Source organism: Phenylobacterium parvum (assembly GCF_003150835.1).
Taxonomy (GTDB): Bacteria; Pseudomonadota; Alphaproteobacteria; order Caulobacterales; family Caulobacteraceae; genus Phenylobacterium; species Phenylobacterium parvum.
Map to the genome: position 1 here is coordinate 2,641,800 of NZ_CP029479.1, position 26,249 is coordinate 2,668,048.

The 26,249-nt window shown below is 71.9% G+C and carries 24 protein-coding genes and 1 tRNA gene; 13 read left to right on the forward strand and 12 right to left on the reverse strand.

Annotation, left to right across the window (positions count from 1 at the left end):
- Nucleotides 1-2 precede the first annotated feature (2 nt).
- Together HYN04_RS12375 and HYN04_RS12380 are read left to right on the forward strand one after the other, a co-directional pair.
- Nucleotides 3-1,529: an ADP-ribosylglycohydrolase family protein gene (locus tag HYN04_RS12375; RefSeq protein ID WP_110451042.1), complete on the forward strand. Its 1,527-nt coding sequence runs from the start codon at nucleotides 3-5 to the stop codon at nucleotides 1,527-1,529.
- 86 nt (nucleotides 1,530-1,615) lie between these two features.
- Nucleotides 1,616-2,413, forward strand: coding sequence for an SDR family NAD(P)-dependent oxidoreductase (locus HYN04_RS12380; protein WP_110451043.1), 798 nt, complete (start codon nucleotides 1,616-1,618; stop codon nucleotides 2,411-2,413).
- 25 nt (nucleotides 2,414-2,438) lie between these two features.
- On the opposite strand, the gene HYN04_RS12385 is transcribed toward HYN04_RS12380, so the two are convergent.
- From HYN04_RS12385 to HYN04_RS12395, 3 genes are read right to left on the reverse strand one after another with little or no spacing between them, the layout of a single operon-like run.
- On the reverse strand, nucleotides 2,439-2,816 hold the full coding sequence (locus HYN04_RS12385) for a DUF4345 family protein (protein ID WP_110451044.1): 378 nt from the start codon (nucleotides 2,814-2,816) through the stop codon (nucleotides 2,439-2,441).
- Entirely contained in the window at nucleotides 2,813-4,285 is a 1,473-nt protein-coding gene (locus HYN04_RS12390) for a hypothetical protein (RefSeq protein ID WP_110451045.1), read from the reverse strand. The genes HYN04_RS12385 and HYN04_RS12390 overlap by 4 nt, the downstream gene beginning before the upstream one ends.
- Entirely contained in the window at nucleotides 4,282-5,451 is a 1,170-nt protein-coding gene (locus tag HYN04_RS12395; RefSeq protein ID WP_110451046.1) for a DegT/DnrJ/EryC1/StrS family aminotransferase, read from the reverse strand. The genes HYN04_RS12390 and HYN04_RS12395 overlap by 4 nt, the downstream gene beginning before the upstream one ends.
- 149 nt (nucleotides 5,452-5,600) lie before the next feature.
- On the opposite strand from HYN04_RS12395, the gene HYN04_RS12400 reads away from it, so the two are divergent.
- Genes HYN04_RS12400 through HYN04_RS12420 form a run of 5 tightly spaced genes read left to right on the forward strand, consistent with a single transcriptional unit; the run spans nucleotide 5,601 to nucleotide 10,735 of the window.
- Entirely contained in the window at nucleotides 5,601-6,653 is a 1,053-nt protein-coding gene (locus HYN04_RS12400) for a Gfo/Idh/MocA family protein (RefSeq protein ID WP_110451047.1), read from the forward strand.
- Between the two features lie 4 nt (nucleotides 6,654-6,657).
- Nucleotides 6,658-7,824: an ATP-grasp domain-containing protein gene (locus HYN04_RS12405; RefSeq protein ID WP_110451048.1), complete on the forward strand. Its 1,167-nt coding sequence runs from the start codon at nucleotides 6,658-6,660 to the stop codon at nucleotides 7,822-7,824.
- On the forward strand, nucleotides 7,821-8,903 hold the full coding sequence (locus HYN04_RS12410; RefSeq protein WP_110451049.1) for an FkbM family methyltransferase: 1,083 nt from the start codon (nucleotides 7,821-7,823) through the stop codon (nucleotides 8,901-8,903). The genes HYN04_RS12405 and HYN04_RS12410 overlap by 4 nt, the downstream gene beginning before the upstream one ends.
- Before the next feature lie 42 nt (nucleotides 8,904-8,945).
- Nucleotides 8,946-9,776 carry a class I SAM-dependent methyltransferase gene (locus HYN04_RS12415; protein ID WP_110451050.1) on the forward strand — a complete coding sequence of 277 codons (831 nt, stop codon included), beginning with the start codon at nucleotides 8,946-8,948 and terminating at the stop codon, nucleotides 9,774-9,776.
- Complete coding sequence (locus HYN04_RS12420) at nucleotides 9,773-10,735, forward strand: fatty acid desaturase family protein (protein WP_110451051.1); 963 nt, start codon at nucleotides 9,773-9,775, stop codon at nucleotides 10,733-10,735. Before HYN04_RS12415 ends, HYN04_RS12420 begins: the two co-directional genes overlap by 4 nt.
- Here HYN04_RS12420 and HYN04_RS12425 read toward each other — a convergent pair.
- Together HYN04_RS12425 and HYN04_RS12430 are read right to left on the reverse strand one after the other, a co-directional pair.
- Nucleotides 10,719-12,443: a patatin-like phospholipase domain-containing protein gene (locus tag HYN04_RS12425; RefSeq protein ID WP_162599648.1), complete on the reverse strand. Its 1,725-nt coding sequence runs from the start codon at nucleotides 12,441-12,443 to the stop codon at nucleotides 10,719-10,721. The genes HYN04_RS12420 and HYN04_RS12425 overlap by 17 nt on opposite strands.
- A 76-nt stretch (nucleotides 12,444-12,519) precedes the next feature.
- The gene (locus HYN04_RS12430) at nucleotides 12,520-13,347 is read right to left on the reverse strand and encodes an acyl-CoA thioesterase (protein ID WP_162599649.1); all 828 of its coding nucleotides are present in this window, start codon (nucleotides 13,345-13,347) and stop codon (nucleotides 12,520-12,522) included.
- Nucleotides 13,348-13,458: 111 nt separating this feature from the next.
- On the opposite strand from HYN04_RS12430, the gene HYN04_RS12435 reads away from it, so the two are divergent.
- From HYN04_RS12435 to HYN04_RS12445, 3 genes are read left to right on the forward strand one after another with little or no spacing between them, the layout of a single operon-like run.
- A complete protein-coding gene (locus tag HYN04_RS12435) occupies nucleotides 13,459-14,508 on the forward strand; it encodes an SDR family oxidoreductase (protein WP_110451054.1) in 1,050 nt (349 codons plus the stop codon).
- Nucleotides 14,505-15,398, forward strand: a complete 894-nt coding sequence (locus HYN04_RS12440) for a phosphotransferase family protein (protein ID WP_110451055.1) — start codon at nucleotides 14,505-14,507, stop codon at nucleotides 15,396-15,398. The genes HYN04_RS12435 and HYN04_RS12440 overlap by 4 nt, the downstream gene beginning before the upstream one ends.
- A gap of 42 nt (nucleotides 15,399-15,440) precedes the next feature.
- Entirely contained in the window at nucleotides 15,441-16,028 is a 588-nt protein-coding gene (locus HYN04_RS12445) for a hypothetical protein (protein ID WP_110451056.1), read from the forward strand.
- 19 nt (nucleotides 16,029-16,047) lie between these two features.
- Here HYN04_RS12445 and HYN04_RS12450 read toward each other — a convergent pair whose 3' ends face one another.
- The 6 genes from HYN04_RS12450 to budC all read right to left on the reverse strand — a co-directional run bounded on the left by HYN04_RS12450 (nucleotide 16,048) and on the right by budC (nucleotide 22,265).
- On the reverse strand, nucleotides 16,048-17,466 hold the full coding sequence (locus HYN04_RS12450) for a coniferyl aldehyde dehydrogenase (RefSeq protein ID WP_110451057.1): 1,419 nt from the start codon (nucleotides 17,464-17,466) through the stop codon (nucleotides 16,048-16,050).
- A gap of 99 nt (nucleotides 17,467-17,565) precedes the next feature.
- Complete coding sequence (locus HYN04_RS12455; RefSeq protein ID WP_110451058.1) at nucleotides 17,566-17,922, reverse strand: DUF1428 domain-containing protein; 357 nt, start codon at nucleotides 17,920-17,922, stop codon at nucleotides 17,566-17,568.
- 122 nt (nucleotides 17,923-18,044) lie between these two features.
- Nucleotides 18,045-18,121: transfer RNA gene (locus HYN04_RS12460), tRNA-Arg, on the reverse strand.
- Between the two features lie 43 nt (nucleotides 18,122-18,164).
- Entirely contained in the window at nucleotides 18,165-20,495 is a 2,331-nt protein-coding gene (locus HYN04_RS12465; protein WP_110451059.1) for an arylsulfatase, read from the reverse strand.
- Nucleotides 20,492-21,469: an NADPH:quinone oxidoreductase family protein gene (locus tag HYN04_RS12470; RefSeq protein ID WP_110451060.1), complete on the reverse strand. Its 978-nt coding sequence runs from the start codon at nucleotides 21,467-21,469 to the stop codon at nucleotides 20,492-20,494. Before HYN04_RS12470 ends, HYN04_RS12465 begins: the two co-directional genes overlap by 4 nt.
- 10 nt (nucleotides 21,470-21,479) lie before the next feature.
- Nucleotides 21,480-22,265 (reverse strand): meso-2,3-butanediol dehydrogenase, encoded by a 786-nt coding sequence (gene budC, locus HYN04_RS12475; protein WP_110451061.1) that lies wholly within the window; start codon nucleotides 22,263-22,265, stop codon nucleotides 21,480-21,482.
- A gap of 197 nt (nucleotides 22,266-22,462) precedes the next feature.
- Here budC and HYN04_RS12480 point away from each other — a divergent pair, with 197 nt between their 5' ends.
- From HYN04_RS12480 to prs, 3 genes are all read left to right on the forward strand, one after another.
- Entirely contained in the window at nucleotides 22,463-22,726 is a 264-nt protein-coding gene (locus HYN04_RS12480) for a hypothetical protein (protein ID WP_110451062.1), read from the forward strand.
- 66 nt (nucleotides 22,727-22,792) lie between these two features.
- A complete protein-coding gene (locus HYN04_RS12485) occupies nucleotides 22,793-24,286 on the forward strand; it encodes a thymidine phosphorylase family protein (protein WP_110451063.1) in 1,494 nt (497 codons plus the stop codon).
- Complete coding sequence (gene prs, locus HYN04_RS12490) at nucleotides 24,283-25,188, forward strand: ribose-phosphate diphosphokinase (RefSeq protein WP_110451064.1); 906 nt, start codon at nucleotides 24,283-24,285, stop codon at nucleotides 25,186-25,188. Before HYN04_RS12485 ends, prs begins: the two co-directional genes overlap by 4 nt.
- A gap of 7 nt (nucleotides 25,189-25,195) precedes the next feature.
- Here the strand turns inward: prs and HYN04_RS12495 are convergent, their stop codons facing one another.
- Entirely contained in the window at nucleotides 25,196-26,200 is a 1,005-nt protein-coding gene (locus tag HYN04_RS12495) for a zinc-dependent alcohol dehydrogenase family protein (RefSeq protein ID WP_110451065.1), read from the reverse strand.
- Nucleotides 26,201-26,249 lie beyond the last annotated feature (49 nt).

Genomic DNA, 26,249 nt, shown 5'->3' on the forward strand with positions numbered 1-26,249 from the left:
CCTTGATCCGAACCAGCCAGTCCCACCCCCTGAGGATCGACTCCGTAAGCGCCGGACCCGGCTGCATCGGCATGACCCTGGCGCCTGGAAAGAAGGGCCCCAGCCACTTCGGGAGCCAGTGGGATCGGGACCTGGAGGCGGACCTGGCCGTCATCGCGGGATGGCGGCCCACCCTGGTGGTCACCCTGATGGAGGCCGACGAATTCACCCTGCTCCGGACTCCCCGGCTCGGGGAGCGGGTCCGCGAGGCGGGGCTCGAATGGCGACACCTTCCCATTCGCGACCTGAAGGCGCCCGACAGGCGGTTCGAAAGCGCCTGGACCTTCGCCGGGGCGGAGATGAGGGACCTCCTGGTCCGGGGCGGGCGGGTCCTCCTCCACTGCAGGGGCGGACGGGGACGCACGGGACTGGTGGCGGCCCGCCTGCTGGCGGAGCTGGGGGAGCCGGCCGAGGAGGCCCTGCGCCGTGTCCGCTCCGCCCGCGAGGGCGCCGTCGAGACCGAGCCCCAGGAGCGGCATGTCCTTTCCGTCGAGCCGGCGCCGGAGGACCCGGAGCGGACCTCGCGGCGGCTGGCCTGCCTTGCGGCGGGCGCCGTGGGCGACGCCCTGGGCTATTCCATAGAGTTCCTCAGGCGGAACGACATCACCCGGAAGTTCGGGGAACAGGGCATAATGGCGCCGGAGACGGATGCGGCGGGCCGGATCCTGGTCAGCGACGACACCCAGATGACCCTCTTCACCGCCCAGGGATTGCTTGAGTCCGCCGAGCCGACCGTGGAGGCGCGCACCGCCGCCCAGCGCCGCGCCCTTCTCGACTGGCTAGAGACCCAGGAAGGGGTCTTCCGGCCGGGACGGAATGGCCTGCTGGCCCACCCTTCCCTTTGGGTGCGCCGGGCCCCGGGCGCCACCTGCCTGTCGGCGCTCAGGGCCGGCGGTCGGGGCGACCTGGTCCGCAAGATCAACGACTCCAAGGGATGCGGCGGGGTGATGCGGGCGGCCCCCTTCGGCCTGCTGCCCGACGTCTCACCGGAGACCGCCTTCGAGCTGGGCGTCCGGGGCGCGGCCCTGACCCACGGCCACCCCTCTGGCTATCTGCCCGCCGGCGCCCTCTCGGCCCTGGTCGCCGGCCTGATGACCGGCCGGCCCCTGGACGCGTCCTGGGCCGAGGTCCGGCGCCTCCTGGCTCGCCAGCAAGACGCCGGGGAGACCCTGGAAGCGACCGACCGGGCCGTCGACCTGGCCGGGCGGGAGCGCATCAGCAACGCCGAGGGCATCCAGCGGCTGGGCGAGGGCTGGACCGGCGAGGAGGCCCTGGCCATCGCCCTGTTCGCTTCCTTCCGGGGCGAGGACCTGGTGGATACCCTGCGGATCGCCGCCAACCACGATGGCGACTCCGACTCCACCGCCGCCATCGCGGGGAACATCCGCGGGGCGGAGGAAGGCCTCTACGGCCTGCCCCTCGAGTGGATCCAGGGCCTCGACGTCTTCGACCCCCTGGTGGAAATCTCCCGCCGGTGGCCCACGGCCTGAGGCCGCGCGACGAATCCGGTTTTCCCTCTCGACGCAAGGCGATCTAGGATGGCGTGAACCCGCTGGAGCGAGGGAGGAGACAAGAGATGACCGACATTCTGGACCTTGGGGGCCGCGTGGCCCTGGTGACGGGGGCAGGGCAGGGCGTGGGACGCCAGATCGCCCTGCACCTGGGCGGCGCCGCCCACAGCGGCGGCGTGGTGGTGAACGACTACGTCCTGGAGCGGGCCGAGGCCGTGGCCGAGGAAATCCGCGCCGCGGGGGGCAAGGCCCTGGCCCTGCAGTGCGACGTCTCCAACCAGGCGGCGGTCAAGGACATGGTGGCCAAGGCCAGCGCCGACCTTGGGCCCATCGGGGTCCTGGTCAACAACGCCGGCAACGCCGGGGCGACCCCCTCGGCCGACGCCCGCCTGCCCTTCTGGGAGACCGGGCCGGAGGCCTGGCAGACCTTCCTGGGCGTCAACCTCTTCGGGGTGATCAACTGCACCGGGGCGGTGATCCCCGGCATGATCCAGCGCCAGGCGCCCGGCCGGATCGTCACCATCATCTCCGACGCCGGCCGCTGGGGCGACGCCAACATGGAGATCTACGCCGCCGGCAAGGCCGGCGCGGCGGGCTTCATGCGTTCGGTGGCCCGGACCCTGGGCCGGTACGGGATCACGGCCAACTCCGTGGCCATCGCCCTCACGGCGACCCCGGCCGTCGAGCGCACCCTGAACGGCGACCCCGAGCGCCTGAAGCGGCAGATGGAGAAGTACATCATCCGTCGCCCCGGGCGCCCGGACGATGTCGCCAACATGGTCCTGTTCCTGTCGTCTGACGCCTCGAGCTGGATCACCGGCCAGGTCTATCCGGTGAATGGCGGCTTCACCTTCGCGCTCTGAGCGCGGCCAGTGGCGCGTCCTGGCCTCAGCCCATGAGCGCCAGGACGGCCCGCCCAGGGCTTCCGGCAAGAAGCAGGATGGCGAAGGCCAGCTCGAAGCCAACCGCCATCAGGTTCCGGGTGTCGCAGGCGTCATCGAGCACAATGGAGGCCGCCCGGCCGAGGGCGGCTCCTGCCCAGCAGAGGCCGCTGACCGCGAAGAGCATCGGGTCCCGCGTTAGGATCGGCAGGAGCGCCAGCGGGATCCAGAGCCCGCCGTACGTCGCCCGGAACTCCGAGCGTCCAGCAGGCGTCAGGGCCTGCAGGCCCACGAAACGGGCCGCGGTCCTCGGCAGAACAAGTCCAAGGAGGCCCATCAGCAGGGTCCCTACGGCGCCTCCAAGGTTGAAAAGGTCCGTCGTCACCCCGTGGCGGCCAGCGGCGCCCGGGGCGCAAAGACTGTCTCCGACAGGGGCGCCCCACAGCCGCGGGCCTCGTACCGGTCGGCGGCGAGGCGGGCCAGTCCCTGGATTTCCTTGAGGAAGAGGCCCTGGTCGCGCATGCGGGCGTTGTGGGCGCCCTGCTCGGCCTTCACGGCAGCGAGAAGCTCGGGGGAGTCCATGAGGAAACCGAGATAACGGAAATACTCGTCGGCATCGCCGGCGACGAAGCTGTCGGGGATGAGGGCGGAGACGTCGCCGAGGCCCAGTGACAGGACCGCCGCCCCGGCGCCAAGCGCCAGGTTGGCGCTGTTCCCGCCGCCTGTCCGGAAAGGATTGGCGAAGACGTCGACCGTGGTCATCAGCCGGTCGAGCTCGTGGGAATAGGGAATGTGCATGAAGCGCGGTCCGAGGACCTGCTCGAAGGCGCCGGAGAGGTAATCCGGCAGGCCGCCGACGACCATCCAGACACACTCCGGGCGGTCGCGGATCGCCAGTTCGACCCCGGTGATGTAGGCCTCGTCCATCTCCACCGCGAGCCGGTTGCCGACCGTCGCGATGACGAAGGCGTCCTCCGAGAGCCCCAGGTCCCGCCGCAGGAGGGGTGTGGGAGGGGGGCCGTCGAGACAGGGCCCGGACGCCAGGCGGACATATCGGTCGATGAAGGCCTGAGGCGCTCCCTGGTCCGCCCAGAGCCGGCGGATGCGGTCTTCGGCCTGGAAGTACCAGTAGACGTCGGCGAACTGGACAGGGGGCTCGTCGGCGCAGGTGAACATCAGGGTCGGACCCAGCCGGCTCGCAACGCTGATGACGGGCGAGAGGGCCGGCTCCCCCCAGACATGGAAGGTGCAGGGACCGCGGCCAAGGATGTCGACCAGGAAGTCCGGATTGTCGCGGGTAGAGACAAGGGAGAGGCCCCGGGACGCCGGGAAATGGCCCAGCCGGGTCTCGATGTAGGCCTTCATCGCCGGGGTGACGCCACCGGAGTGGACGATCTCCACCCGCTCCGTCTGGGAATCCATCGCGAGGGCGGCCGCATAGTCGATCGCCCCCGCCGAAGGTGAGTGCGCCGGGTCGAGAAGGTTCCCTGCAAGGATGACGTGGGCGCGCCTCAGACGGCTCCGCGGGAGGGGCCTTGGCTCCATCTGCAACCCGTCCGAGGTCCGGATGAGGATCTGCCGGGTGAGCGCGTTGAGTCTCCCCCTGAGCCCGTCCGGCAGCGCGGGGCCCCGCCACCAGGCCAGTGCGGCGAGGTCCCCCGCCACGGCCAGGACAGCATCGTCGGCAAGGCCGCCCGCCTCGATGGCGGCTACGACGCGCAACTGCAGGTCTTCGGGCGGGTGTCCGTCCATGAAGTGCGGCCCGAGCAGGACCTCCCACCGGGCGGCGATGAGGCGGATGCTCTCGGAATAGGTGGGCTGGGCGCCCTCGAGCAGAAGGTCTTCGAGCTTCACGCGGGAGTCCTTTCGAAGCCGGCCTGGTCCATCGCAAGCTTCAGGGTGCGGGCGACCCGGTTGATCTGGTCGGGCTGTAGATGGGCGAAGAATGGGATGCCCAGACCCGATCCCGCCAGCTTCACGGTGGCCTCCAGCGAATCCGAGGGGCAATCGGCGAAGGCCGGTGCAGTGTGGCAGCCTGCGCCCCACCAGCGCCGGGTCTCCACGCCCTGTTCGTTCAGGAAGGCCTCGACCGCATCGGCCGAGCCCTGCGGCAGGGAGACAAGGCAGGTGCTGGAGATCCAGTCCAGGCCCCAGCCGGACTGGAAGCGCACTCGGGGCTCGTCGGACAGGGCGATCCGAAGCCGGCGCGCCGCGGCGACATATCGGTTGCGGGTTTCCGGCCAGATATCCAGGGCGGCGAGGCCCACGGCGGCAGCGTACTCGCTGAGCTTGGCGTTGGTCGCGGGGTAGCGGGCGATGCGGTCGCCCATGAAGGCGAAGTTCGTCAGGGCGCGCCACCGCCGGGCCAGGGCAGGGTCCCGCGTGGCGAGGAAGGCGCCCTCGCCGATCCCAAGGGCCTTGGTGGCGTGCAGGCTGACCATGACGGTGACGGCCGCATCGTGGACGGCGTCAAACCCGGCGGCGGCGTCGAGGATGACCGGAAGTCCCGTCGCTTCCTGGAAGGCGGCCCAGGCCTCGACCTGCGTCGGGCGGCCCATGACCGAGACGGGGAGGGTCGCCACGACGGGACCGGGCGCCCGTGGCAGGGCCTGGGCCAGGAGGTCAGGCGTCAGTTCACCCCCCTCGGGCTCGACATCGACGAACCAGGGGGTCAGGCCCGCCATCCGCACCGCATGGGCGGTGGCGACAAAGGTCCAGGAGGGGATGGCGCAGAAGCCGCCCCGCGGCAGGTCGAGAGCCTGCAGGGCAAGCGTCAGGGCAAGGGTGCCGTTGGCGACGGTAACCACCTCGGTCGGGTGGACGAAGCGACCGGCGAGACGGGCCTCCAGCTCCTGGACGAGGGGGCCGAAGTTGGAATACCAGCCCGAGGCGTCGATCCTCTGGAGATAGGGCAGGACCCCTTCAGCGGCGGGAAGGGTCGGCGCCGCCACAGGAAGGCGGGCCGGTGTCGCCGCAGCGACCGGCGCGACGAATCCTGACCTGGGGTCGACGAGCGGCATGAAGACTCCCTCGGGGCCTAATCTCAGGCTCCTCTTTTATGGTTAATCCAGCGTTACCGGCCCGGCTTGGACGAATGGCCGAACCGCCCTAGCCTTCCTCCGTCCAGGATACGGCGACCGGCCGGGTCCAGCGTGGCGGAGGGCGGCGGATGTCCCGAGTTCGGCTTGTGGTCGTGGGGCCCGGCCTGATGGGCATGAAGCACATCGCCCTCGTGGGCGCCCACCCCGGGGCCGAACTCGTCGCCATCGTCCAGCCCGAGCCCGTCCACGCCCGGGAGCTTTCCGATACCCTCGGGGTTCCCGTCCATGCGGACGTTGAAACCTGCCTGGAGGCCGAGAAGCCGGACGGGGTCATCCTGTCCTCCCCCAACGTCTTCCACTTCGAGCAGGCCCGCGCCTGCGCCGAGGCCGGCGTCCCCATGCTGGTCGAGAAGCCGATCACGGACGATGTCCGGGAGGCCGAGATCCTTGTGGAGATGGTCGCCGCCCGCGGCATACCCACCATGGTCGGCCACCACAGGGCCCACAGCCCTCTCGTCCAGGCCGCGCGCGAGGTGGTCCAGTCCGGGCGACTGGGCCGCCTGGTCGCCTTCCAGGGCAGCGCGGTCTTTCGCAAGCCGGACGATTACTTCGCGGCGGCCCCCTGGCGGACCCGTCCGGGCGGCGGCCCCATCCTCATCAACCTGATCCACGAGATCGGGATGATGCGGACCTTCTGCGGAGAGATCGAGGCGGTCCAGGCCATGACCTCCTCCAGGGTGCGCGGCCACGCGGTGGAGGACTCCGCCGCCATCACCCTGTCTTTCAGGGGCGGCGCCCTTGGGGTGTTCATGCTGTCGGATTCCGGCGCCTCGGCCCGCAGCTGGGAGCAGACGACAGGAGAGAACCCGGCCTTCTTCCAGTCCGGCGAAGAGACCTGTTACACCCTGACCGGCGAGCGCGGGACCCTGCACTTCCCCACCCTGCGCCTCGAGACCTTCGCGACCAAAGCCGAAGCGTCCTGGATGAAGCCGTTCAGTGTCGAGACGGTTCCGGTGACCCGTCGCGATCCGCTCCAGGCCCAGCTGGACAACTTCCTCGCCGTGATCCGCGGCGAGGCTGAGGTCGTGGTGACGCCCCTGGACGGGCTTCGCAACCTGAGGGTGATCGACGCCATCCAGAGATCCGCCGCCTCCGGCCGCCGGGTCGAGGTCGCGGACTGATCCCATGGCCCGGGTCCTCCTCCTCGACACCAACATCGCCGCTGGCCCCCTGCTCCAGGCCCTGAAGGCGGAGGGGCACGAGGTGACCCTGGCCGGCGCAAACCCCTCGGACGTCCTGGCCCGCGCCCACCCGGACTATGTCCAGCTGGACTATTCCGACACGGAGGCGACCCTGCGCCTCTTCGAGGCTGGCGGGTTCGATTTCCTGGCGCCGGGATGCAACGACCGCTCCTACCAGACCTGTGCGGAGATCGCCGACCGGCGGCCCCTACCCGGCGTCGACGGCTCCGCCGTGACGCGGGCGCTGAACAACAAGGGCGCCTTCCGGTCGTGGGCCCAGGCGATCGGTCTTCCGGTCCCGCGGACCCTGGGACCCGCCGAGGTCCACCCGGGAATCCCGGTGATCGTCAAGCCGGAGGAATCCTACAGCGGCCGCGGCGCCTCGATCCTGCGATCGCCAACCGTGGCCGAGGTGTCGGAGGCCCAGGCCCGGGCCTGCGCGGAGTCGCGTTCCGGCGCCTGTGTCATCGAGGAGTTCGTCGAGGGCCAGCTCTACAGCCACACCGCCTTCGTCGACCGCTCCGGCGTGCGCTGGGACGCCGTCGTCGTGGAGTACGGCTCGGCAAACCCCCTGGCGGTCGACACCAGCCACCAGGTCGACGACTTCCCCGCCGAAGCCCTTGAGGAAATGCGGGCCGCCGCCGTCCGGATGCAGGCCGAACTCGACCTCAAGCCCGGGCTCCTCCACACCCAGCTGATCCTGGGCCCCTCCGGGATCCGCATCATCGAGGTCACGCGGCGCTGCCCGGGAGACCTCTACAGCCTGCTGATCCGCCTCTCGACGGGCCTGGATTACGCCCGGGCCTATGTCCGGCCCTTCCTTGGCGAGGACTTCGGGCCCCTGTCTCCAACGGGGCCGGGCGCACTGGTGCTGCGACACACGGTTTCGTCCCCGGAAGGGGCGCCGCTCGGCGCCCTGCGGTTCCACCGGCCAGTGGACATCGAGCGGCTGGCGCCCCTCGCCCTGGCGGGGGACACGCTTGCGCCCAGTCCCAGGTCGCGGGCCGGGCTTCTCTTCCTTCGCGCCCGGGACGCCGAAGACCTCGCCGACCTCACCCAGGCGGCGCTCGGGCGGCGGCTGTATGACATCCTGCCGGGAGACGCCTGGTGACCGGCGGGTTCACCCGCCAGATCGAGGCCGCCCTGGCTTCGCGCCCGCCCGCCGCCCTGGCCCGAGCGGCGCTGAAGGGGAAGGCGGGCCCCTGCTACCTGGTGGGCCGCAACGCCGACGCCGCCCGCCTTGCGGGGCGCCTCAAGGCGGCCGGACTGATCGATGACGGGGCGGCCCCGGGATCGACCTGGAACGGTCTCCCCGTATTCAGATCCGAGGACCTGCCGGAGGGCGCAGTGGTGGTGAACGCCGCCAGCTCGATCCGGCCGGTGGACGTGGTGCGCAGGTTCTCGGCGCGTCCCGGCCTTCGCCTTGTCGGGCTCGCAGACCTGATGGCGGCCGACACGGCCCTCGACCCGCCGGACTTCGTCCGGGAACAGAGTGCGGACTGGGCGGCGCACCCGGCAGAGTGGGAAGCCCTTTACGAGCGCATGGCGGACGCGGAGTCCCGAAGGACCCTGCTGGATGTCCTGAGATTCAGGGTGACCGCCGATCCCGCCTACATGACGGACTACGAAGTCCGGATCGAGGCCCAGTACTTCGAGCCCTTCCTGGACCTGGCCGGCGAGGTCTTCGTGGACGCAGGCGGCTTCGACGGCGACACGGCCGAGGCCTTCATCCGGCACGACCCGGACTATCGCGCCGTCCACCTCTTCGAGCCCTCGGCCGCCAACATGCGAAAGGCCCAGGCCAGGCTGGCGGGCCAGCGCGATATCCATTTCCATCCTGTCGGCCTGTCCGACATCGCCGGGGACCTCGCCTTCGACCCCGACGCCGGCTCGGCCTCGGCCATCGGCGAAGGCGGCGGACAGACCATCCGGGTGATCCCTCTGGACGCACACCTCGAGGGGCCGGTGAGCGTCATCAAGATGGACCTCGAGGGATGGGAGACCCGAGCCCTCGCGGGGGCCCGCCGGCTCATCGGCGACTTCCGCCCCAAGCTGGCGCTCGCGGTCTATCACCGGGCCTCCGACTTCCGGGACATCGCCCGCTTCGCCCTCGGCCTTCATCCGGACTACCGGGTCTTCCTGCGGCACTACACCCAGGGGTGGTCCGAGACGGTGATGTTCTTCGTCTGAGACCAGGCCGGGACTAGGATGCGGGCGAATCAGGAGGCGGCCATGCAGGCGGGCGCACAGGACCTACCGGCCGGGGCGGACCCCTCCCGCCCCATCGAGACCCCGGCGGCGCTGGTGGACCGGTTCACCCAGGGGGGGCCGGGCCTGGCCTACATCAAGCCAAAGGTGCTGTTCCTGAAGACCGAGGCCCTGTACGCCGACCCGACGCCGCTCTCGATCCACCTTCCGCCCAGCGGGATTGGCAGCATTTCCCTGCTGGAAGCCGCCTGCCTGACGGCCCTGTCCCGGATCCTCCGTCCCCGGCGCATCTTCGAGTTCGGGACCTTCCTCGGCTATTCCACCTCTCTGTTCCTGGCCAACTCGGAGACTGACTGTCAGGTCGTCTCGGTGGACCTCGGGGACGTCTCCGACGACCTCAGGGAGGCGGCGGACTATTCCGACGCCGAGCTCCGCAGCGATGACCGGAAGAATGACGACCACCTGCGCCTGACCCAGGCGCGGCTGGGGCCGCTCTACCTTCGGGGCCTGTCCGAGGCGGACCGGCGGCGGCTCACCCTGCTGCACCAGGACAGCCGCACCCTGGACACCGCCGCCCTGGGCCTGGACGGGAAGGTCGACCTCGTCTTCATCGACGGCGGGCATGACCTTGAAACCATCGCCTCGGACACGGCGAAGGCCCGGGCCATGCTGGGCGGCTCGGGCGCGATTGTCTGGCATGACTTCAACTCCACCATCCACGGGGAAGTGACCCGCTACATGGCCGGGGAATGCGCGCAGGACATCATCGTCAGCGTCCCGGGGACCCTCCTGGCCATCGGGCTTGCGGGCGCTGCGCGGGACGCCTTCCTCGCCGCCGCCGTCACGCAGGGATGACCGGGGACCCAAACTCCCCGGCCTTCGCCGCCCTCGACCGGGAGACCTATCGCCGGCTTGTCCGCCCGAGGAACGACGTCGCCCTCCTCCACCTGGCCGCCCGGGCGGCCTTTCACCTTTCGCTCCTGGCCCTCTCCGTCCACCTGGCCTCCACCGAGCGGACCCTGGTCGCCCTCGCCGTGCTGGTCCCGCACTGGGCGGCCTGGTCCTTCCTGGGCTGGGCCGGCCTCGGGCATGAGCTCTTTCACCGCAATGTCCTGTCCTCACGGCGGGCCAACGCCATCCTGTTCCGCGCCTGCTCCATCCTGACCTGGAGCAATGACGCCTTCTTTGAGCTGACCCATCCCCTTCACCACCGGCACACCCTGGGGCCCGCCGACATCGAGGCCAACGCCAGGGCGAGGATTCCCCCGGCCCAGTGGCCCTGGCTCCTCACCCTGGACCTGCCCGGCCTGGTCCGCAGGCTCCGCCTCCTGGTCCTGAACGCTGCGGGGCGCATTCCCGGGGATGCGCGGATCCAGGCCCTGGCGCCCCCGGGGAGCCCGGAGCGGCGGGCGGTCCGCGACGGCGCCCGCCGGGTGCTCGCCGTCCAGGCGGTCCTCGCCGCCAGCTTCCTGGCGGCGGGCCAGCCGATCCTCATCGCGGGCGTGACGTTGGCGCCCTTCTGTCTTTCGGGGTTCAACCGGGTCCTGGCCCTCCTGCAGCACGCAGGTCTGGAGGCGGGTTCGCCGGAGACCCGGTTCGACGTCTCGACCCGGACGGTGAGGCTGGGTCCGGTCGCGGCCTTCTTCTACGCCAACATGAACCTGCACCTGGCCCACCATGTCTGGCCGGCCATTCCCTTCTACAACCTGCCCGAGGCGGACAGGGCCCTCGTGGAGAGCGGCGCCAGCCGGCACGAGACCCGGGGCTTCCTGGCCGGCCTGCGTCTCCTCTCTCGCCTCAGTACTTCGGGGTGATCCGGGTCTGGCCGGCCGGGTCGGGCTGGGCGGCGTTCCGGGAGCGGGGCAGGCCGGCGATCCCGGTGAGGGCGTCGAGGGCGGAGGCGATGTGGTCGCGGTCCCGGGGCGTCAGGTCCCCCGTAGGCGCGGTCCCGTCCCGGAAGTCTGCGCCCAGGCCGCCGCGCGCCCAGACCTTCCGAGCCTGCCGGGAGACCTGCACCAGGCCCGCATAGAGCGCCCGCGCGCGCAGGACCTGGTGGTCCTCGAAGGAGGTCGCGGCCAGTCGCCGCCCCGCCTCCAGGCCGTAGCGCATGAGGGTTTGCACGCCCGCCCGGTCCATGCCGAGGTTGAACCCGCCCTGGTCGGCGGCCAGGTGCACCCGGGCGATCCGCCCGCGGTGGATGGGCAGGAGGGAGAGCAGGAGGTCGTTCCAGTTGCGCGAGGTGGCCAGGGCGGCGCCCAGGAACTCGCCGGCGGAACCGACCGGATGGATCCGGGTGTCCGTCGCCCCCTCCACGATGGCCACCCGAGAGGCGCCCTCCGCCCCCGGCGGCAGGGCCTCGAAGTCGACGGCGTAGGTGGGCCAGGCCGGAAGGGGTGCGTCGAACAGGTGGATGGGGAAGTTGCTGGTGAAGCCCCCGTCGCTGAAGAGCACCCTGCGCCACTCCGCCCGCGGGGGCGGATCCGATGCAGCGCCGCCGGCCAGCTCCCGCACCCTGCGGGGCGTCTCCACGTCGAGCAGTTCCACCGGGACCGGCTCGAAGAGGCCGGGTACGCTCATGCTCATGCGTGAGGCGACCAGGATGGGCAGGTCCCGCCAGTGGGGCAGGCTACGGGTCCCGTCGCCGGTGTTGTGGGTGCAGGCCTCCAGGTGCTGCAGGATCGCCGGTGGGAAGAGGCGGGCCCACTCTGCGGGCCGGTAACGCCCCTCCGGCCAGGCCTCCGGCAGGGTGTGGGGCTTCTGCTGGGACAGGTTGGAGGTGATCAGCCTCAGGCGGATTGGCATGCGACCCTGCGCCTCCAGGTCGCCGAAGGTCAGGACCGGGCCCGGGACGTCGCCATGGGCGATCGCCTGGATCGACTCATGCAGCCAGTCCGTGATGGCCGGCATGCCCCGGCCCCGGCGGGTCAGGCCGGTGCAGATCCCCAGTCGTGCGTTGAAGCGCCGGGCGAGGCCAAGCCCCGCCATCCCCGCCGCCGCCAGCGCGCCCAGCACGGCGCCGCCCAGGGCGATGACCAGCGTCGACAGGAGGGCGGGGAAGGAGGCTGACCAACCGCCAACCGCCAAGGCCAGGGCCAGGAGGGCGCCGGCGAGGCCGCCCGTCGCCAGGGGGCGGGCGAAGCCGGCCAGGAGCCGCGCCATGAAGCCGCCCCGGCCCTTGACCATGGCCATGAGGGGCTCGAAACCCGGCGACTCCTGAAAGAGCTCGCCCAGGCCGCCGGCCCGATCCTCACAGATCTTCTGTAGACGGAGGAAACCCCCCGGGTCGCCTCGCACCGTCCGGGCATATTCCGCCGCCGCAGCCAGGACGCCGGCGTTGGCCCCGGCCGAGGTGGCGCCGATGGCGTTGAACCTGTGCTTCCGGGCCAGTTCGAGGACCACATAGGGGTGCACCGCGCCCGAGGCCACGCCGCCTTCCAGGATCAGGTCGCAGGGGTCTCGCGGACGGGGCCGGAAATCCTCCGGGCTGTAGGTCACCAGGAAGGGGGAAGCGGCGTTCGTCATGCTGGCCTCGCGGGTCAGATCCGGAAGGCCCACCTCACCCTGCCGGCGCGGGCGGCGTCAAGCCGTCGCCGGGGCCCTACTCCGTCGGTCTCGGCGGGACCTTGCGGTACCAGACCAGTTGCTCGGAGGTGGCCAGCAGCTTGCCGTCGCGCCGCCAGTAGCTCGAACGTTCGTCCGAGGCGCCGCCGCCGCCCACCCGGCCCTCGTACTCGATCAGAACATAGTCATTGCCCACCTCGGCCACCTCTTCGTCGGTGGCGTGCAGGTAGACGGTGAGGGACAGGGTGGTGGTCGAGACCCCCATGCCGAAGGCGTACATGGCCCGGGGCGGGGAGTTGTCGGTGATCATGCCCAGGAGGGCCTTGTCCAGGGGCTCCCGGCGCGAACGCACCCAGGCCAGGGACCGCGAGCCCGCCGAGGGACGGGGCGGGAAGCCGTCCAGGCTCCGGCGCTCCAGCATGGTGGAGCCGAAGTGCTGGCGGGCGTGGGGCATTTCCGGCGCCGGCAGACTCTCGGGCTCGGGCGCCTCGGGCATGGTGGTGAAGGAAAACGGCGGGGTGTCCGGCCGCCGGGCGGTGGTGACGATGGCGTGGACGCCCACCTCCTCCGAGCCCTCGGGCCGCAGCTCGACTTCCCACACCCCCACCGAGCCGCCCTGGCGGATCCGCCGGGTGCGCACGTCGAGGTCCCCCGCCGGCAGGGCGGCGGCGTAGGTCAGGGTCAGGGAAAGGACCTCCCCCACCCGCTCCGGCTCGGCCTGGATGATGCGGGTGGCCAGGCCGATGGCGTAGCCGCCCCAGAGGCCGCCGGAGGGGTTCCGCCATTCCTCGCCGGCCGGCACGCGCCAGCGGCCGGGGCCGAGGCGCTGGAGGGACATCTGGTAGGTGGGGGCGTCGCTCGTCATGGCCGGCACCCCTACACCGGGCCGGGCGGGAATTGGAAGGGCGCCCGAGCCGGTTCCGCGTCAGTCCGATTCCGGCTAGGCGGGGACCTGGGGGTCGTAAGGGAGGCGCGCATGGGCAGGGTTCTGGTGACGGGCGGTTCGGGCTTCCTGGCCGGCTGGTGCCTCGCGGCGCTGGACGCGGCGGGATGGGAGACGGTCGCCACCGTCCGGGCGCCGGACCGGGAAGCGGGCCTGCGCGAGCGCCTCGCGGCGGCCGGAGTCCGCGATCCCGCGGCGACCGGGGTCCGGGTCGCAGACCTTACCCGCGACGAGGGGTGGGCCGAGGCCGTCGCCGGCTGCGACTTCGTTCTTCATGTCGCCTCGCCCTTCGGCGGGTCAGAACCGGACAGCGAGGCCGAGCTCATCGCCGCCGCAAGGGACGGGACCCTTCGCGTCCTTCGGGCGGCGGCGGCGGGGAAGGTGCGGCGGGTGGTGCTGACCTCCTCCTTCGCCGCCGTAGGCTACGGCCACCCCGAGCGCGAGGCCCCCTTCACGGAAGCCGACTGGACCCGGGTCGACCAGCCGGACGTCGCCCCCTACATCCGCTCCAAGGCGGTTGCGGAGCGGGCCGCCTGGGACTTCATGGCCGGGGCCGGCGGCATGGAGCTGAGCGTCATCAATCCCGTGGGGATCTTCGGGCCGGTCCTCGGCCAGGACTTCGCCAGTTCCATCGACATCATCCGGCGGATGCTGGAGGGCGCCATGCCCGCCGCCCCGCGAACCTATTTCGGCCTGGTGGACGTACGCGACGTCGCCGACCTTCACCTGCGCGCCATGGTCCATCCATCGGCGGCGGGCGAACGCTTCCTGGCGGTGGCGGGCGAGCCCCTGTCCATGCTGGAGGTCGCCGCCATCCTGCGCGAGGGCCTGGGCCCCGCCGGCGCCCGGGCCCCGGCGGCGGAACTGCCCGACGCCGTGGTCCATGACCTTGCGCGCACCTCCCCGGAGATGGCCAGGCTGGCCGCCCAGCTGGGACGCCGACGCCGGGCCAGCGCCGCCAAGGCGCGGGAGGTGCTGGGCTGGCGGTCCCGGCCCAACGCCGGGATCGTACTCGACACCGCCCGCAGCCTCTTCGCACACGGGGGGATCGCGCCGGGCGACGGAAAGGCCGAGGCGCCATGACCCCCGGGGACCGGGTCCGCAGCCTTGATCCCACGGCCCGGCTAGTCTCGGTGAACCCCCTGAAAGGCGGGGTCTCCTCCGACGCCCGGAAGCTGGTGTTTGAAACGGACCGCGGGACCGAGGCGGTCGTCGAGCGCCGGCCCAGGGACATGCCGGGCAAGCCGCCGGCGGCGGAGCGCGCCGCCCTCGAGGCCGCCCTGCTGGCGCGCCTGCCGGACCTGGGAGTTACCGCCCCGCGCCTGCGCCGCTTCGATCCGCCTGACACCCTGGTCCTCGACTTCCTCGAGGGCAGGACGGAGCCGCCCCCGGGGCCGCCCGCCAGCCTCATCGGGCCGATGGCCCAGGCCCTCGCCGCCCTGCACCGGCTGGGCGCCGAGCACGGCCTGCCGGCCATGCGGACCTTCACCGACCCCCTGCCCGACCTTAAGGCCTGGCGGCCGGAACTCTTCGGCCCGGGCGCGGTCCAGGCGCCCGCCTGCCCGCCCTTCGCCGGGTCGCCCCGCCTCCTGCATGGCGACTTCTGGATGGGAAACCTCCTCTGGCGGGAGGGACGGCTGGCGGGCCTCCTGGACTGGGAGGACGCCTGCCTGGGCGATCCCATGGCCGAGCTGGCCGCGGCCCGCTGCGACCTGCACAGCCGCTTCGGCGTCCACGCAGCGGATGACCTCGCCAAGGCCTACGCCGCCCTCGCCCCGGTGGACCGGGCCCGCCTGGCCTGGTGGGACCTCTACATGCCGACCGCCCAGCTCACCTTCATGGACGGCTGGGGCCTGCCGCCCGACGACCTCGTCCGCGTGCGCACAGCCATGACCGAGCGGCGGGACCAGGCCCTGGCGGCGCTGGGGATGGGTGCGCCCCCAAATAGCTCCACGCCGGCAAACCTCCCTTAACGTCACGGCGTCTAGGTTCCGGACGACACCGGAGACCGCGCCATGATCCGCCCCGCCTTCCTGTTCGCCGCCCTCGCCCTGGGCCTGTCCGGCTGCGGCGCTCCCGTCGCAGGGGCAGTGGCCGTGGCGGCCTGCAAGGTTCCCGCCACCGCAAGGTTCATACCTGCGTGCAGGGACGCCGCGGCCGCCCCCGAACCTCCGGCGGCGCCGGAAGCGCCCGCCGCACAGGCGCCGTCGGTGGAGCCCGAGGCCCTGGCGCCGGCCAGGACCCTGGCCCAGGCCGCAGCCGAGAAGGCCGCCGCCTCGCGGATCGACCTCGACTTCCTGGCCGGCCTCTGGATGGACAAGGGCGCGAACTGCGGCGCGGCGACGGGCGCCTTCTATGTCTTCGAGCGCAACATGACCTTCAGCTCGCCCAGCCTGGAGTCGGGCCGGTTCACCCTGAAGGGGCCCATGCTCACCCTCCTCCCCGAGGATGACTTCACCGGCAAGGTGGTGCGGCGCGAGGTGCTGAACCTGAAGCGGGACGGCGACACCCTGGTCATGGCCGGGACGCCCATGCAGAAGTGCGCCAGGTACTCCCGCTGCATCGAGAAGAAGCTGCCGCTGTCGGACTGCAACACCTACTGACGGCGGGCGGCCCCGCCGGTCACCGCCCGATCTGGCCGTCCAGCATCTTGCGGATGCCCGGGCCGAAGGGCGGGCGCAGCATCTTCAGCGGGCCGATGTCCTTCTTCATCTGGCTGAAGACGGCCTTGCGGTGGCTGAACTCCCGGAAGCCGTCGAGCCCGTGATAGCTGCCCATGCCGGAGGGACCGACGCCGCCGAAGGGCAGGTCCTCCTGGGCCACATGCATGATGACGTCGTTCACCGTCACGCCGCCCGCCGTCGTCCGGCTGAGCACCGTCTCCTGCTCGGCCGCGTCGTCTCCGAAGTAGTAGAGGCCGAGGGGCCGGTCGTGGCCGTTCACATAGTCCAGGGCCTCGTCGAGGGTCTGGTAGCTCTTCACCGGCAGGACCGGGCCGAAGATCTCCTCCTGCATCACCTTCATGTCGTCGGTGGGCTCGAGGATCAGGGTCGGGGCGATCTTGCGGTGGGGCTGCTGGGACAGGTCCTCGCCCTCGGGCTTGAGCTCGATCACCCGGGCGCCCTTGGCCCGGGCGTCCTCGATGTAGCCGGTGATCCGGTCATAGTGCCGCTGGGCGATGATGGCCGTGTAGTCGGGGTTGTCCTTGATCGTCGGGAACATGGTCTCGACGGAGGCGCGGGCGGCGGCCACGAAGCCCTCCACCTGGTCCTTCGGCGCCAGGACATAGTCGGGCGCAAGGCAGATCTGGCCGGCGTTGAGGGTCTTGCCGTTCATCACCCGGGCCGCGGCCACCTTGAGGTCCGCCGACCTGCCGAGGATGACCGGGCTCTTGCCGCCGAGCTCCAGGGTCACGGGCACCAGGTTCTCCGCCGCCGCCTTCATCACGTGGCGGGCGATGGAGGTGGCCCCGGTGAAGATCAGGTGGTCGAAGGCCAGGCGCGAGAAGGCCTCGCCGACCTCCGGGCCGCCGGTGACCACGGCGATCTCCTCCTCGGAGAAGGCGCCGGCGAACATGGTCCGCATCAGCTCCGAGGTGGCCGGGGTGAACTCGGAGGGCTTGATCATGGCCCGGTTGCCGGCGGCGAGGATGCCGGCCAGGGGGGCGAAGGTCAGGTTCACCGGGAAGTTCCAGGGGCTGATCACCCCCACCACGCCCTTGGGCTGGTAGCGCACCTCGGCCTTCGCCCCGAAGAGGCCCAGAATGGCCGGGGTGGTCTTGCGCTTCTCCGGGCGCATCCACCTGGCGAGGTTGTCCCGGGCGTGCTGGAGCGGGCCGATGGAGCCGGCGATGTCGGTGAAGGCCGTCGCCTCCCGCGAGCGGGAGCCGAAGTCGGCGTTGACCGCCTCCTCGATGGCCCGGCGGTTCTCGCGCAGCAGGCGGATGCAGCGGTCGATCCGCTCAATGCGCAGGGCCGCGCTGGCCTCGCCGTCGCGCAGGTGGGCCGCCTTCTGGCGCTCAAGGATGGCCTGCATGTCCATGGGGATGTCTCCGGTCTGTCAGCGGCTGAAGAGGCGCGGGGATTACGCCCGTCGTCAAGAAGATAGGGCGTCGGGCGCGCGCCGCCATGGCCCTCCGGCTCAGGACCGGCCCGCCGCCACCAGGGGCGTGAAGGCGCCGAGGATCAGGCGGGAGGCGTCGAAGGGCGGCGCCCCGGCGCTGTCCATCCGGGGGTCCTGGTGCATCCGTTCCTCGGCGGCCTCCAGGAAGGCCTTGCTGGGCCAGACCTGCCAGGCGAAGACGATCTTCTCCCCAGGCTGGGCGGCGACCGCCCTGCGGAAGTCGGTCTGCCTGCCGTCGGGGACGAAATCCTCCCAGCTCTCGACGACCTCGAGGCAGCCGTATTCGAGGAAGAAGGCCGCACTGGCCTCGGCCCACTGGCGGTAGTCGTCCAGCCGGTCCTCGGGAACCGGGATCACCATGCCGCAGATATGCATCTCGCCCTGCCTCCCGAGTTACGGGTCCAGTCTATTCCGGGGCGGGAGGGTCGCCTAGACGCAGGGACGACGGGCAAAAGGCTGCGCGCCCTCTGCGGGATCCAAGTCTGCAATTCGGAAAATGGCGCACCCGACACGATTCGAACGTGTGACCTTTGCCTTCGGAGGGCAACGCTCTATCCAGCTGAGCTACGGGTGCGTCTTCAGCGGAGGGGCCTTCTAGCCGAAAGGCGGGCGGCTGGCTACTGCGACGAGACGCTGGCGCGGAACTCCCGTTCGGCGAGGGTCCGGCGGTCGGCGGGGGACAGGTCCGACAGGCGCTCCAGGGTGACGGTCCGGATGCGCGCCGTGCACGGATAGACGTGGGGATAGGGGCCCACCGGGGCGCCGGTGTCGAGGCCGACGTCGAAGGTCTCGCCGCTCATGGAGAAGACGACCGGGACCGTACGCTCCAGCCGCGCCTCGCCGGCCGGGGCGCCGTCCACCGACAGGGTGAGGACGCCGCCGGCGCCGAGGCCGCCGTCATAGGCGAAGCCGACCTCCAGCACATGCGGCCCCGGGGCCAGGGGCCCGGCCTCGCCGACCAGGGTCAGCTCGCGGCCGAAGTAGTTGTAGAGGAACCGGGGCGCCCCGGCCGCGTCCAGGTAGAGGCTCCAGCCCGCCATGTTGCCGCCCTGGCAGGCGATGACGCCCCGGGCGGGCGCCTCGCCCACCTCCAGGTCCGCCGTGATCCGGTAGGAGCAGTTCTTGAGATTGACGACGATGCTCTCGGGGATCCGCACGTGGGCCGTCGTGTAGGTCATGGACCGGGCCGACCCCAGGGCCGTGGGTACGGCCAGGCCCGGGTCCGCGCGGCGGGCCGGGTCGCGCATCGGATAGACCCCGTTCCGCCGGGCCTCGGCGTCGAAGACCGCCTTGAGTTCCTCCAGCTTCTCCGGGAACTCGGCCGACAGGTCGCGGCCCTGGGAGAAGTCCTCGGCGATGTTGTAGAGCTCCCATCGCTCCTGCGGCCCGTCGAAGGGCGTGGCGAGGAAGCGCATCCAGGGCACGCGCCCGTGGAAGCAGGAGGCCATCCAGCCCTCGTGGTAGACGGCGCGGTTGCCCAGGATCTCGAAGTACTGGGTCGTGCGCCGGCCGGGGGCGTCGGGCGCCTCGAAGCTGTAGGCCATGGACACCCCGTCCATGGGGTCCTGGTCCACCCCGTTGACCCGGGCGGGCGCCTCCACCCCCGCCGCCTGCAGCAGGGTGGGGGCGATGTCGATGACGTGGTGGAACTGCGAGCGGAGACCGCCGGCCTGGGCGATGCCGGCGGGCCAGCTCAGGGCCATGGCGTTGCGCGTCCCGCCGAAGTGGGAGGCCACCTGCTTCATCCACTGGAAGGGGGCGTCCAGGGCCCAGGCCCAGCCGGCGTTGAAGTGGTTCTCGCAGCGCGCCGTGCCGAAGTCGTCCATGTGGGCGAGCATCCACTCGGGGTCCTCAGGCACGCCGTTCTGGAAGGAGGGCGCGGCCCAGGCGCCGTTCAGGGTCCCCTCGGCGGAGGCCCCGTTGTCGCCGGTGATGTAGACAACGAGGGTGTTGTCGGCCTGGCCGGAGGCCTCCACGAACTGCAGCAGCCGGCCGATGTGGTGGTCGGTGTGGGCGAGGAAGCCGGCGAAGGCCTCCATCAGCCGGCTGGCCATGGGCTTGTAGCGGTCGGGATAGTCCTCCCAGGCCGGGATCTCGTCGGGCCGGTCGGTCAGGACCGTACCCTCGGGGATGACGCCCAGGGCGATCTGGCGCTCGAAGATGGTCTGGCGCAGGACGTCCCAGCCGGCGTCGAACTGGCCGGCGAACCGGTCGATCCAGGCCTTGGGCGCATGGTGCGGCGTGTGCACCGCAGGCGTCGGCAGGTAGAGGAAGTAGGGCTTGCCCGGCGCCGTCGCCCGCACCCGCTCGATCCAGGCGATGGACTGGTCCACCAGGTCCTCGGTGAGGTGGTAGTCGGGCTTGCCGAGATAGGGAAAGACCGGCGTCGTCTGGTCGTAGACGGGGGGCTCATACTGCGAGGCCTCGGCGTTGATGATGCCGTAGAAGCGCTCGAAACCCATGCCCGTCGGCCAGCGGTCGAAAGGACCGGCGGGGCCCTGCTCCCAGGTCGGGGTCAGGTGCCACTTGCCGAAGCAGGCGGTGGCGTAGCCGTTCTGGCGCAGGATCTCGGCCACCGTGGCCGAGGAGCGGGGGATCAGGCTGTCATAGCCGGGGAAGCTGTTGGCCCCCTCGGGGATGCCGCCCATGTGCACGGCGTGGTGGTTGCGCCCCGTCAGCAGGGCCGCCCGGGTGGGCGAGCACAGGGCCGTGGTGTGGAACTGGTTGTAGCGAAGGCCCCGGGCCGCCACGGCGTCGAGGGCGGGGGTGGGCACGGGCCCGCCGAAGGTCCCGAAGGATCCGAAGCCCACGTCGTCCAGCATGATGAGGATGATGTTCGGGGCGCCGTCGGGGGCGCCGTCCTTGCGCAGGCGCGCCGCCTGGGAGTCGTCCAGAAGCCGTTCGATCCGGCCCTCGAAGGGACGGGGAGGCCGGGGAAGCGCGCTCATGCGCCGGCCCCCACCAGGGTCTTGCCCAGGCCCTGGCCGGACAGGGCGAACTCCAGGGCCGGGCCGTAGTCGGCCAGGGCGAAGCGGCGGCCTTCGGGGGGCGACAGGCGGCCCTCCGCCACCCAGGCGAGGAGGCGGTCGAGGGCCTCGGCGGCGCGCGGGCCCTCGAACAGCAGGAACTGGCGCACGTCGACCCCGGTAAGGGCGGCGCCCTTCATCAGGGGCAGGTTGGCCGGCAGGGCCGGGATGGGGCCGCCGGCGAAGCCCACCACCAGGTGCCGTCCGCCCCACGCCAGGGACCGGAAGGCCGGCTCGAACAGGGGCCCGCAGACGGGATCGAAGATCACGTCGGGGCCCTTGCCGCCGCACAGGGCCTTGAGCCGGTCGCGCCAGCCCTCGCCCTCCGTATCGAGGGTCGCGTCCGCGCCGCAGGCGGCGGCGAAGACGCGCTTCTCGGGGGTGGAGGCGCAGGCGATGACCCGGGCGCCGAGAATCTTACCCACCTGGACGGCGGCGGTCCCCACGCCCCCCGCCGCGCCCAGGACCAGCAGGGTCTCGCCGGGCCGCAGGGCCGCCCGGTGCTCCAGGCCGTGCAGGGCGGTGAGGTGGTTGATCCGGAATCCGGCGGCCTGGCCGGAGGTCATGTTGGCCGGAAGGCGCGTACAGGCGACGGCGGGCGCCAAGGCGAGGTCGGCGAAGCCCCCCGCCACGGTGGCCATCACCCGGTCGCCGGGCGCCAGGCCCGCCACCCCCTCGCCGAGGGCGTCGACCACGCCGGCGACCTCCTGGCCCGGGGTGTGCGGCAGGGGCGGCTTGACCTGGTAGCGGCCGAGGGCGACCAGGGCGTCGACATACCCGAGGCCGCAGTCGGTAACGCGCAGGCGCACCTGGCCCGGGCCGGGTTCGGGAGTCGGCGCCTCGACAAGGCTGTAGCCGGCCAGGCTGTCCAGGCTTTCGCCAACGACCTTCTTCATGGCGCGCTCCTCAGGCCAGGCCCAGCATGCGGGGCAGGTCGGGCTGGCCGGTGTGGGCGGTGACCCCGCCATCCACCGCCAGGATGGCCCCGGTCATATAGCTGGCGTCGTCCGAGGCCAGGAAGGCGACCACCGCGGCGATTTCCTCGGGTCGGGCGAAGCGGCCCATGGGCACCCGGGCGTCCCAGGCTTCCCGCACCCCCTGCAGGTCGTTGATGCCGGAGATGATGGGGGTGTCCACCGGTCCTGGGCAGACGGCGTTGACCCGGATGTTCTCCCGGGCGTGGTCGATGGCCACCGAGCGGGTCAGGTTGACCACCCCCGCCTTGGCGGCGTTGTAGGCGGCGAAGGAAAAGTCCCCCGCCAGGCCCGAAATGGAGGCGGTGTTGATGATTGACCCGCCGCCCCGGGCGCGCAGGGCCGGGAGGGCCGCCTTGCACCCGTAGAAGACCGAGGACAGGTCCACGTCGATTACCCGCCGCCAGTCCTCGACGGCCAGATCCGCGGCGTTGGCGAAGCTGCCGATGCCGGCGTTGTTGAACAGGATGTCGAGACCGCCGAAGGCCCGGACAGCGTCGGCCACGAGGGCGTCCACCTCCGGCCAGGAGGCGACGTCCACCTTCCGGAACCGGGCCCGGCCCTCGCCGAGGCTGGCGGCCAGAGCCTCGCCGGCCTCCAGGTTCAGGTCGGCCAACAGGACCGAGGCCCCCTCGGCGTGGAACCGACGGGCGGCGGCGGCGCCAATCCCTGAGGCCCCGCCCGTGATCACCGCGACCTTGCCGTCAAACCGTCCCATGGGCGCCTCCCGCTTTGGTCCCTTGTCTCCACCCTGCCCCAAGGCGCAGGGGGATGCACCCCTGACCCTGCGTCAGGGCTGAAGCTTCATCCGACTGTCGCCAAACCTTCCGGCCATCTGTCACACGGCGCGTCCAGGGAGCCGCGTACGTCTTCACTCCGGGGGCAAGCATGGGGTCCGCCCGACCGTATCGTCCTTTGCCACAAGACATCCTGCCGCCGCCGGACTCTGTCCGCGAGTGGATCCGCGAGGGACTCGGGCAGGCGGGCGGGGAATGCCACCGGTCCTTCATCCTCTCCGACATCGCCAGGCGAACCGGCCTGCCGGCGGGTCCTGACCTGGAGGACTGGATGGTGCGGGCTTTCGAGGCCGAGGCCCGTGAACCGCGGGGGAGGTTCGAACCCCGGTTCGGGCCCGGCTCGCACCGCTGGCGCCTGCGCGGGACCTCGGCGGAGGCCTGAAGGCTCCGCAGGGGTGCGGAGATTGCCCTCCGGGACAGAGTGGCTGATGGTGGCGTCGGAGCGCCCATGCAGCTGACCGTCCGGCCCCTGGCCATCGACACCTTCCGGGAGAACACCCTGCTCCTGTCGCGCGACTGCCGGGCCCTGCGGCCCGAGCGGCTGGCGGGGGTGCGCAAGGTCGAGATCCAGGTGGGCGGGCGCACCCTCCTGGCCGCCGTGGTGATCTGCGACGACCCCGCCCTGGTGGGCCCCGGCGAGGCCGGCCTGACCCAGCCCGCCTTCCGGCGCCTGGGCGTTGCGGCGGGGACCCCGGTCCATGTCGCCCCGGCGCCGCCGCCGGCCGGCGCGGCGGCCCTCCGGGCCAAGATCGGCGGCGCCACCCTGACCGACGTCCAGATCGGGGACGTCATCCACGACCTGGCCGAACACCGCTGGTCAGACATGGAGATCTCGGCCTTCCTGGTGGCCTGCGCGAGCTTCATGACGCCGGAGGAGACCCTGGCCCTGACCCGGGCCATGGCCAATGCCGGGCGGCGCCTGTCCTGGAACCGGCCCCTGGTGGCCGACAAGCACTGCATTGGCGGGGTGCCCGGCAACCGGACCTCGCTGATCGTCGCCCCCGTTGCGGCGGCCCATGGCCTGTTGACCCCCAAGACCTCGTCCCGGGCCATCACCTCCCCTGCCGGGACCGCCGACACCATGGAGGTCCTGGCCCGGGTGGACCTGGACGAGGACGAGATGCGGGCGGTGGTCGAAAGGTGCGGCGGCTGCATCGTCTGGGGCGGACGGGTGAACCTGTCCCCCGTCGACGACGTACTCATCTCTGTGGAGCGGCCCCTCTCCCTCGACACTCCCGAACAGATGGTCGCCTCCATCCTCTCCAAGAAGATGGCGGCGGGCTCGACCCACCTCCTGCTCGACCTGCCCGTGGGGCCGGGCGCCAAGATGCGCGACCCGGAGGCGGCCCGGCATCTTCGCAAGCTGTTCGAGTTCGTCGCCGACCGGGTGGGCCTGAAGGTCGAGGTCGTGGAGACCGACGGCTCCCAGCCGGTCGGCCGGGGTGTGGGCCCGGCCCTTGAGGCCCGCGACGTGCTGGCGGTCCTGCGGGGCGAGGCCGGGGCGCCGGCGGACCTCGCCGAAAAATCGGTGCGGCTGGCCGGGCGCCTGATCGAGCTGGACCCGGAAGTCGCCGGCGGCGCAGGTGCGGCGCGCGCCCGCGAGCTCATCGCCTCGGGGGCGGCCCTGCGCAAGCTGGAGGCCATCGCCGAGGCCCAGGGCCCCTCCCCCCTGGCCGGCGGACTCACGCCGGGAAGTCGGGTTTGCGAGATCCCCGCCGCCCGGGACGGGACGGTCACCGGTGTCGACTGCCTGCGGATCGCCCGCATCGCCCGCCTGGCCGGGGCGCCCACCGACCCGGGGGCGGGCCTGGACCTGCTGAAGCGCCGGGGCGAGCGGGTGCGAAAGGGCGAGCCCCTCTATCGCCTTCACGCCGAGGACCCCGCAGACTTCGCCCTGGCCTGCGAAGCGGCGGGCGAGGACCCGGGCTTCGCCCTCGCATGACCGCCGCGGTCCACGCCTTTCCCGACGACGCCGCACCCGCCGGGCGCTTCGCCGAAGCCCTCGGCCTGTCCCTGCGCCCCATCACGCCGCACCGCTTCCCCGACGGGGAGTCCCGGCCGGTGGTGGATATGGCGGGAGGCGGGACCGCCCTCCTCTATCGCAGCCTGGCCGATCCCGACGCGAAGCTGATGCCCCTGCTGCTGGCGGCGGACGCCCTGCGCCGGGCGGGGGCGGACCGCATCGACCTTGTGGCGCCCTACCTGCCCTACATGCGCCAGGACCGGACTTTCGCCCCCGGAGAGCCTCTCAGCCAGGCCGTGATGGGACGGATGCTGGGCTGTGCCTTCGACCGGGTCCTGACCCTGGAGGCCCACCTCCACCGGACACCGGACCTGGACCGGGTCTTTCCGGACCGCGCGGTGCTGAACCTCGGCGGCGGGGAGGTGCTGGCCGGGGCCTTGTCGCGGCTTCGGCCCCGGATCGACCTGGTGGCGGGACCAGATTCCGAGAGCGCCCCCTGGGCCGCGGCGGTCGCAGACCGGCTGGGCGCCGGCGTCCTTGTGGCCAGGAAGATCCGGCGGGGCGACCGGGAGGTCGACGTTCAGTATGCGGAAGATTTTCGGCTCAAGGGGGCGCATGTCGCCCTGGTGGACGACATCTGCTCGACGGGCGGGACCCTGGCCGCGGCGGCCCGGGCCCTGAAGGCGGCTGGGGCGGGCCGGATCACGGCGGCGGTGGTCCACGGCCTGCACGACCGCGCGACCGCCCGGCGCCTGGCGACCTCCGGCGTCGACCGGCTGGTCGCCACGGACACCGTCATGGGGCCCGGCCGGCGCCTGCCGGTCGCCGAGGCCCTGGCCGGGGCCTGGCGCGAGCTTGACGCCCGGCCTGACCCCGCCTGAGGCCGGCTCAGAACTCCAGGCAGATCTTGCCGAAGTGCTTCTGCGAGACCTGGTGGGCGAAGGCCGCGGCGATGCCCTCGAGGGGGAAGGTGGAATCGATCACCGGGCGGATCGTGGAGACCTCCAGGGCGCGGATCATCTCTTCCTGCTCCTGGCGCGAGCCGACGGTGACGCCCTTCACGGCGACATTCTTGGACATGATCAGGGCCGTCGGCACCTCGCCGGCGAAGCCCGCCAGCACGCCGATCAGCGAGACGTGGCCGCCGATGCGCGTGCCCGTGACCGACTGGGCCAGGGTGCCCGCCCCGCCGATCTCGACCACCACGTCCACACCCCGGCCGCCGGTCAGGGCGGCGGCGGCGGCGCCCCATTCCGGAGTCTGGCGATAGTTGATCAGGTGGTCGGCGCCGAGGGCCTTTAGCCGCTCCAGCTTCTCGTCCGAGGAGGATGTGGAGATGACGGTTGCGCCGGCGGCCTTGGCCAGCTGCAGGGCGAAGATGGACACGCCCCCCGTGCCCTGGGTCAGGACCACGTCGCCAGGCTTGATCCGCGCCTCGACCATCAGGGCCCGCCAGGCGGTCAGGGCCGCGCAGGGCAGGGTCGCGGCCTCGGCGAAGGACCAGCCGGAGGGCATGCGCGTGAAGGCCCGGGCCGGCATGGCCACGAACTCCGACGCAAAGCCGTCGGCGTGGTCGCCGGGCACCCCGATCAGGCGCTCCAGCATTGGGCCGCCCGTCTCCCAGTTGGGGAAGAAGGTCGACAGGACCTTGTCACCGGGAGCAAAGCCCGCGACCCCCTCGCCGACGGCGACCACTTCGCCTGCGCCGTCCGACATGGGAATCCGGCCGTCGGCCGTCGGCAGCATGCCGGCGACCACGGCGAAGTCGTGGAAGTTCAGCGAGCTGGCGCGCACCCGCACCAACAGTTCGCCGGGACCGGCGACGGGCTGGGCCCGCTCCTCGATGACCAGCTTGTCCAGCCCGCCCGGGGCCTTGATGGCGGCGACTTTCATGGGGCCTCTCCCTGCCTGGCCCCTGGGGGCCGATCTGTTCCGGAGGCGC

Excerpts from the sequence above, each read along its gene's own strand:
- HYN04_RS12495 (WP_110451065.1), bottom strand. The coding sequence starts at position 26,200 with ATGAAAGTCGCCGCCATCAAGGCCCCGGGCGGGCTGGACAAGCTGGTC.
- HYN04_RS12485 (WP_110451063.1), top strand. The coding sequence starts at position 22,793 with ATGCAGCTGACCGTCCGGCCCCTGGCCATCGACACCTTCCGGGAGAAC.
- HYN04_RS12440 (WP_110451055.1), top strand. The coding sequence starts at position 14,505 with ATGACCCCCGGGGACCGGGTCCGCAGCCTTGATCCCACGGCCCGGCTA.
- HYN04_RS12445 (WP_110451056.1), top strand. The coding sequence starts at position 15,441 with ATGATCCGCCCCGCCTTCCTGTTCGCCGCCCTCGCCCTGGGCCTGTCC.
- HYN04_RS12455 (WP_110451058.1), bottom strand. The coding sequence starts at position 17,922 with ATGCATATCTGCGGCATGGTGATCCCGGTTCCCGAGGACCGGCTGGAC.
- prs (WP_110451064.1), top strand. The coding sequence starts at position 24,283 with ATGACCGCCGCGGTCCACGCCTTTCCCGACGACGCCGCACCCGCCGGG.
- HYN04_RS12400 (WP_110451047.1), top strand. The coding sequence starts at position 5,601 with ATGTCCCGAGTTCGGCTTGTGGTCGTGGGGCCCGGCCTGATGGGCATG.
- HYN04_RS12380 (WP_110451043.1), top strand. The coding sequence starts at position 1,616 with ATGACCGACATTCTGGACCTTGGGGGCCGCGTGGCCCTGGTGACGGGG.
- HYN04_RS12465 (WP_110451059.1), bottom strand. The coding sequence starts at position 20,495 with ATGAGCGCGCTTCCCCGGCCTCCCCGTCCCTTCGAGGGCCGGATCGAA.
- HYN04_RS12430 (WP_162599649.1), bottom strand. The coding sequence starts at position 13,347 with ATGACGAGCGACGCCCCCACCTACCAGATGTCCCTCCAGCGCCTCGGC.
- HYN04_RS12470 (WP_110451060.1), bottom strand. The coding sequence starts at position 21,469 with ATGAAGAAGGTCGTTGGCGAAAGCCTGGACAGCCTGGCCGGCTACAGC.
- HYN04_RS12415 (WP_110451050.1), top strand. The coding sequence starts at position 8,946 with ATGCAGGCGGGCGCACAGGACCTACCGGCCGGGGCGGACCCCTCCCGC.
- HYN04_RS12425 (WP_162599648.1), bottom strand. The coding sequence starts at position 12,443 with ATGACGAACGCCGCTTCCCCCTTCCTGGTGACCTACAGCCCGGAGGAT.
- HYN04_RS12435 (WP_110451054.1), top strand. The coding sequence starts at position 13,459 with ATGGGCAGGGTTCTGGTGACGGGCGGTTCGGGCTTCCTGGCCGGCTGG.
- budC (WP_110451061.1), bottom strand. The coding sequence starts at position 22,265 with ATGGGACGGTTTGACGGCAAGGTCGCGGTGATCACGGGCGGGGCCTCA.
- HYN04_RS12405 (WP_110451048.1), top strand. The coding sequence starts at position 6,658 with ATGGCCCGGGTCCTCCTCCTCGACACCAACATCGCCGCTGGCCCCCTG.
- HYN04_RS12420 (WP_110451051.1), top strand. The coding sequence starts at position 9,773 with ATGACCGGGGACCCAAACTCCCCGGCCTTCGCCGCCCTCGACCGGGAG.
- HYN04_RS12395 (WP_110451046.1), bottom strand. The coding sequence starts at position 5,451 with ATGCCGCTCGTCGACCCCAGGTCAGGATTCGTCGCGCCGGTCGCTGCG.
- HYN04_RS12450 (WP_110451057.1), bottom strand. The coding sequence starts at position 17,466 with ATGGACATGCAGGCCATCCTTGAGCGCCAGAAGGCGGCCCACCTGCGC.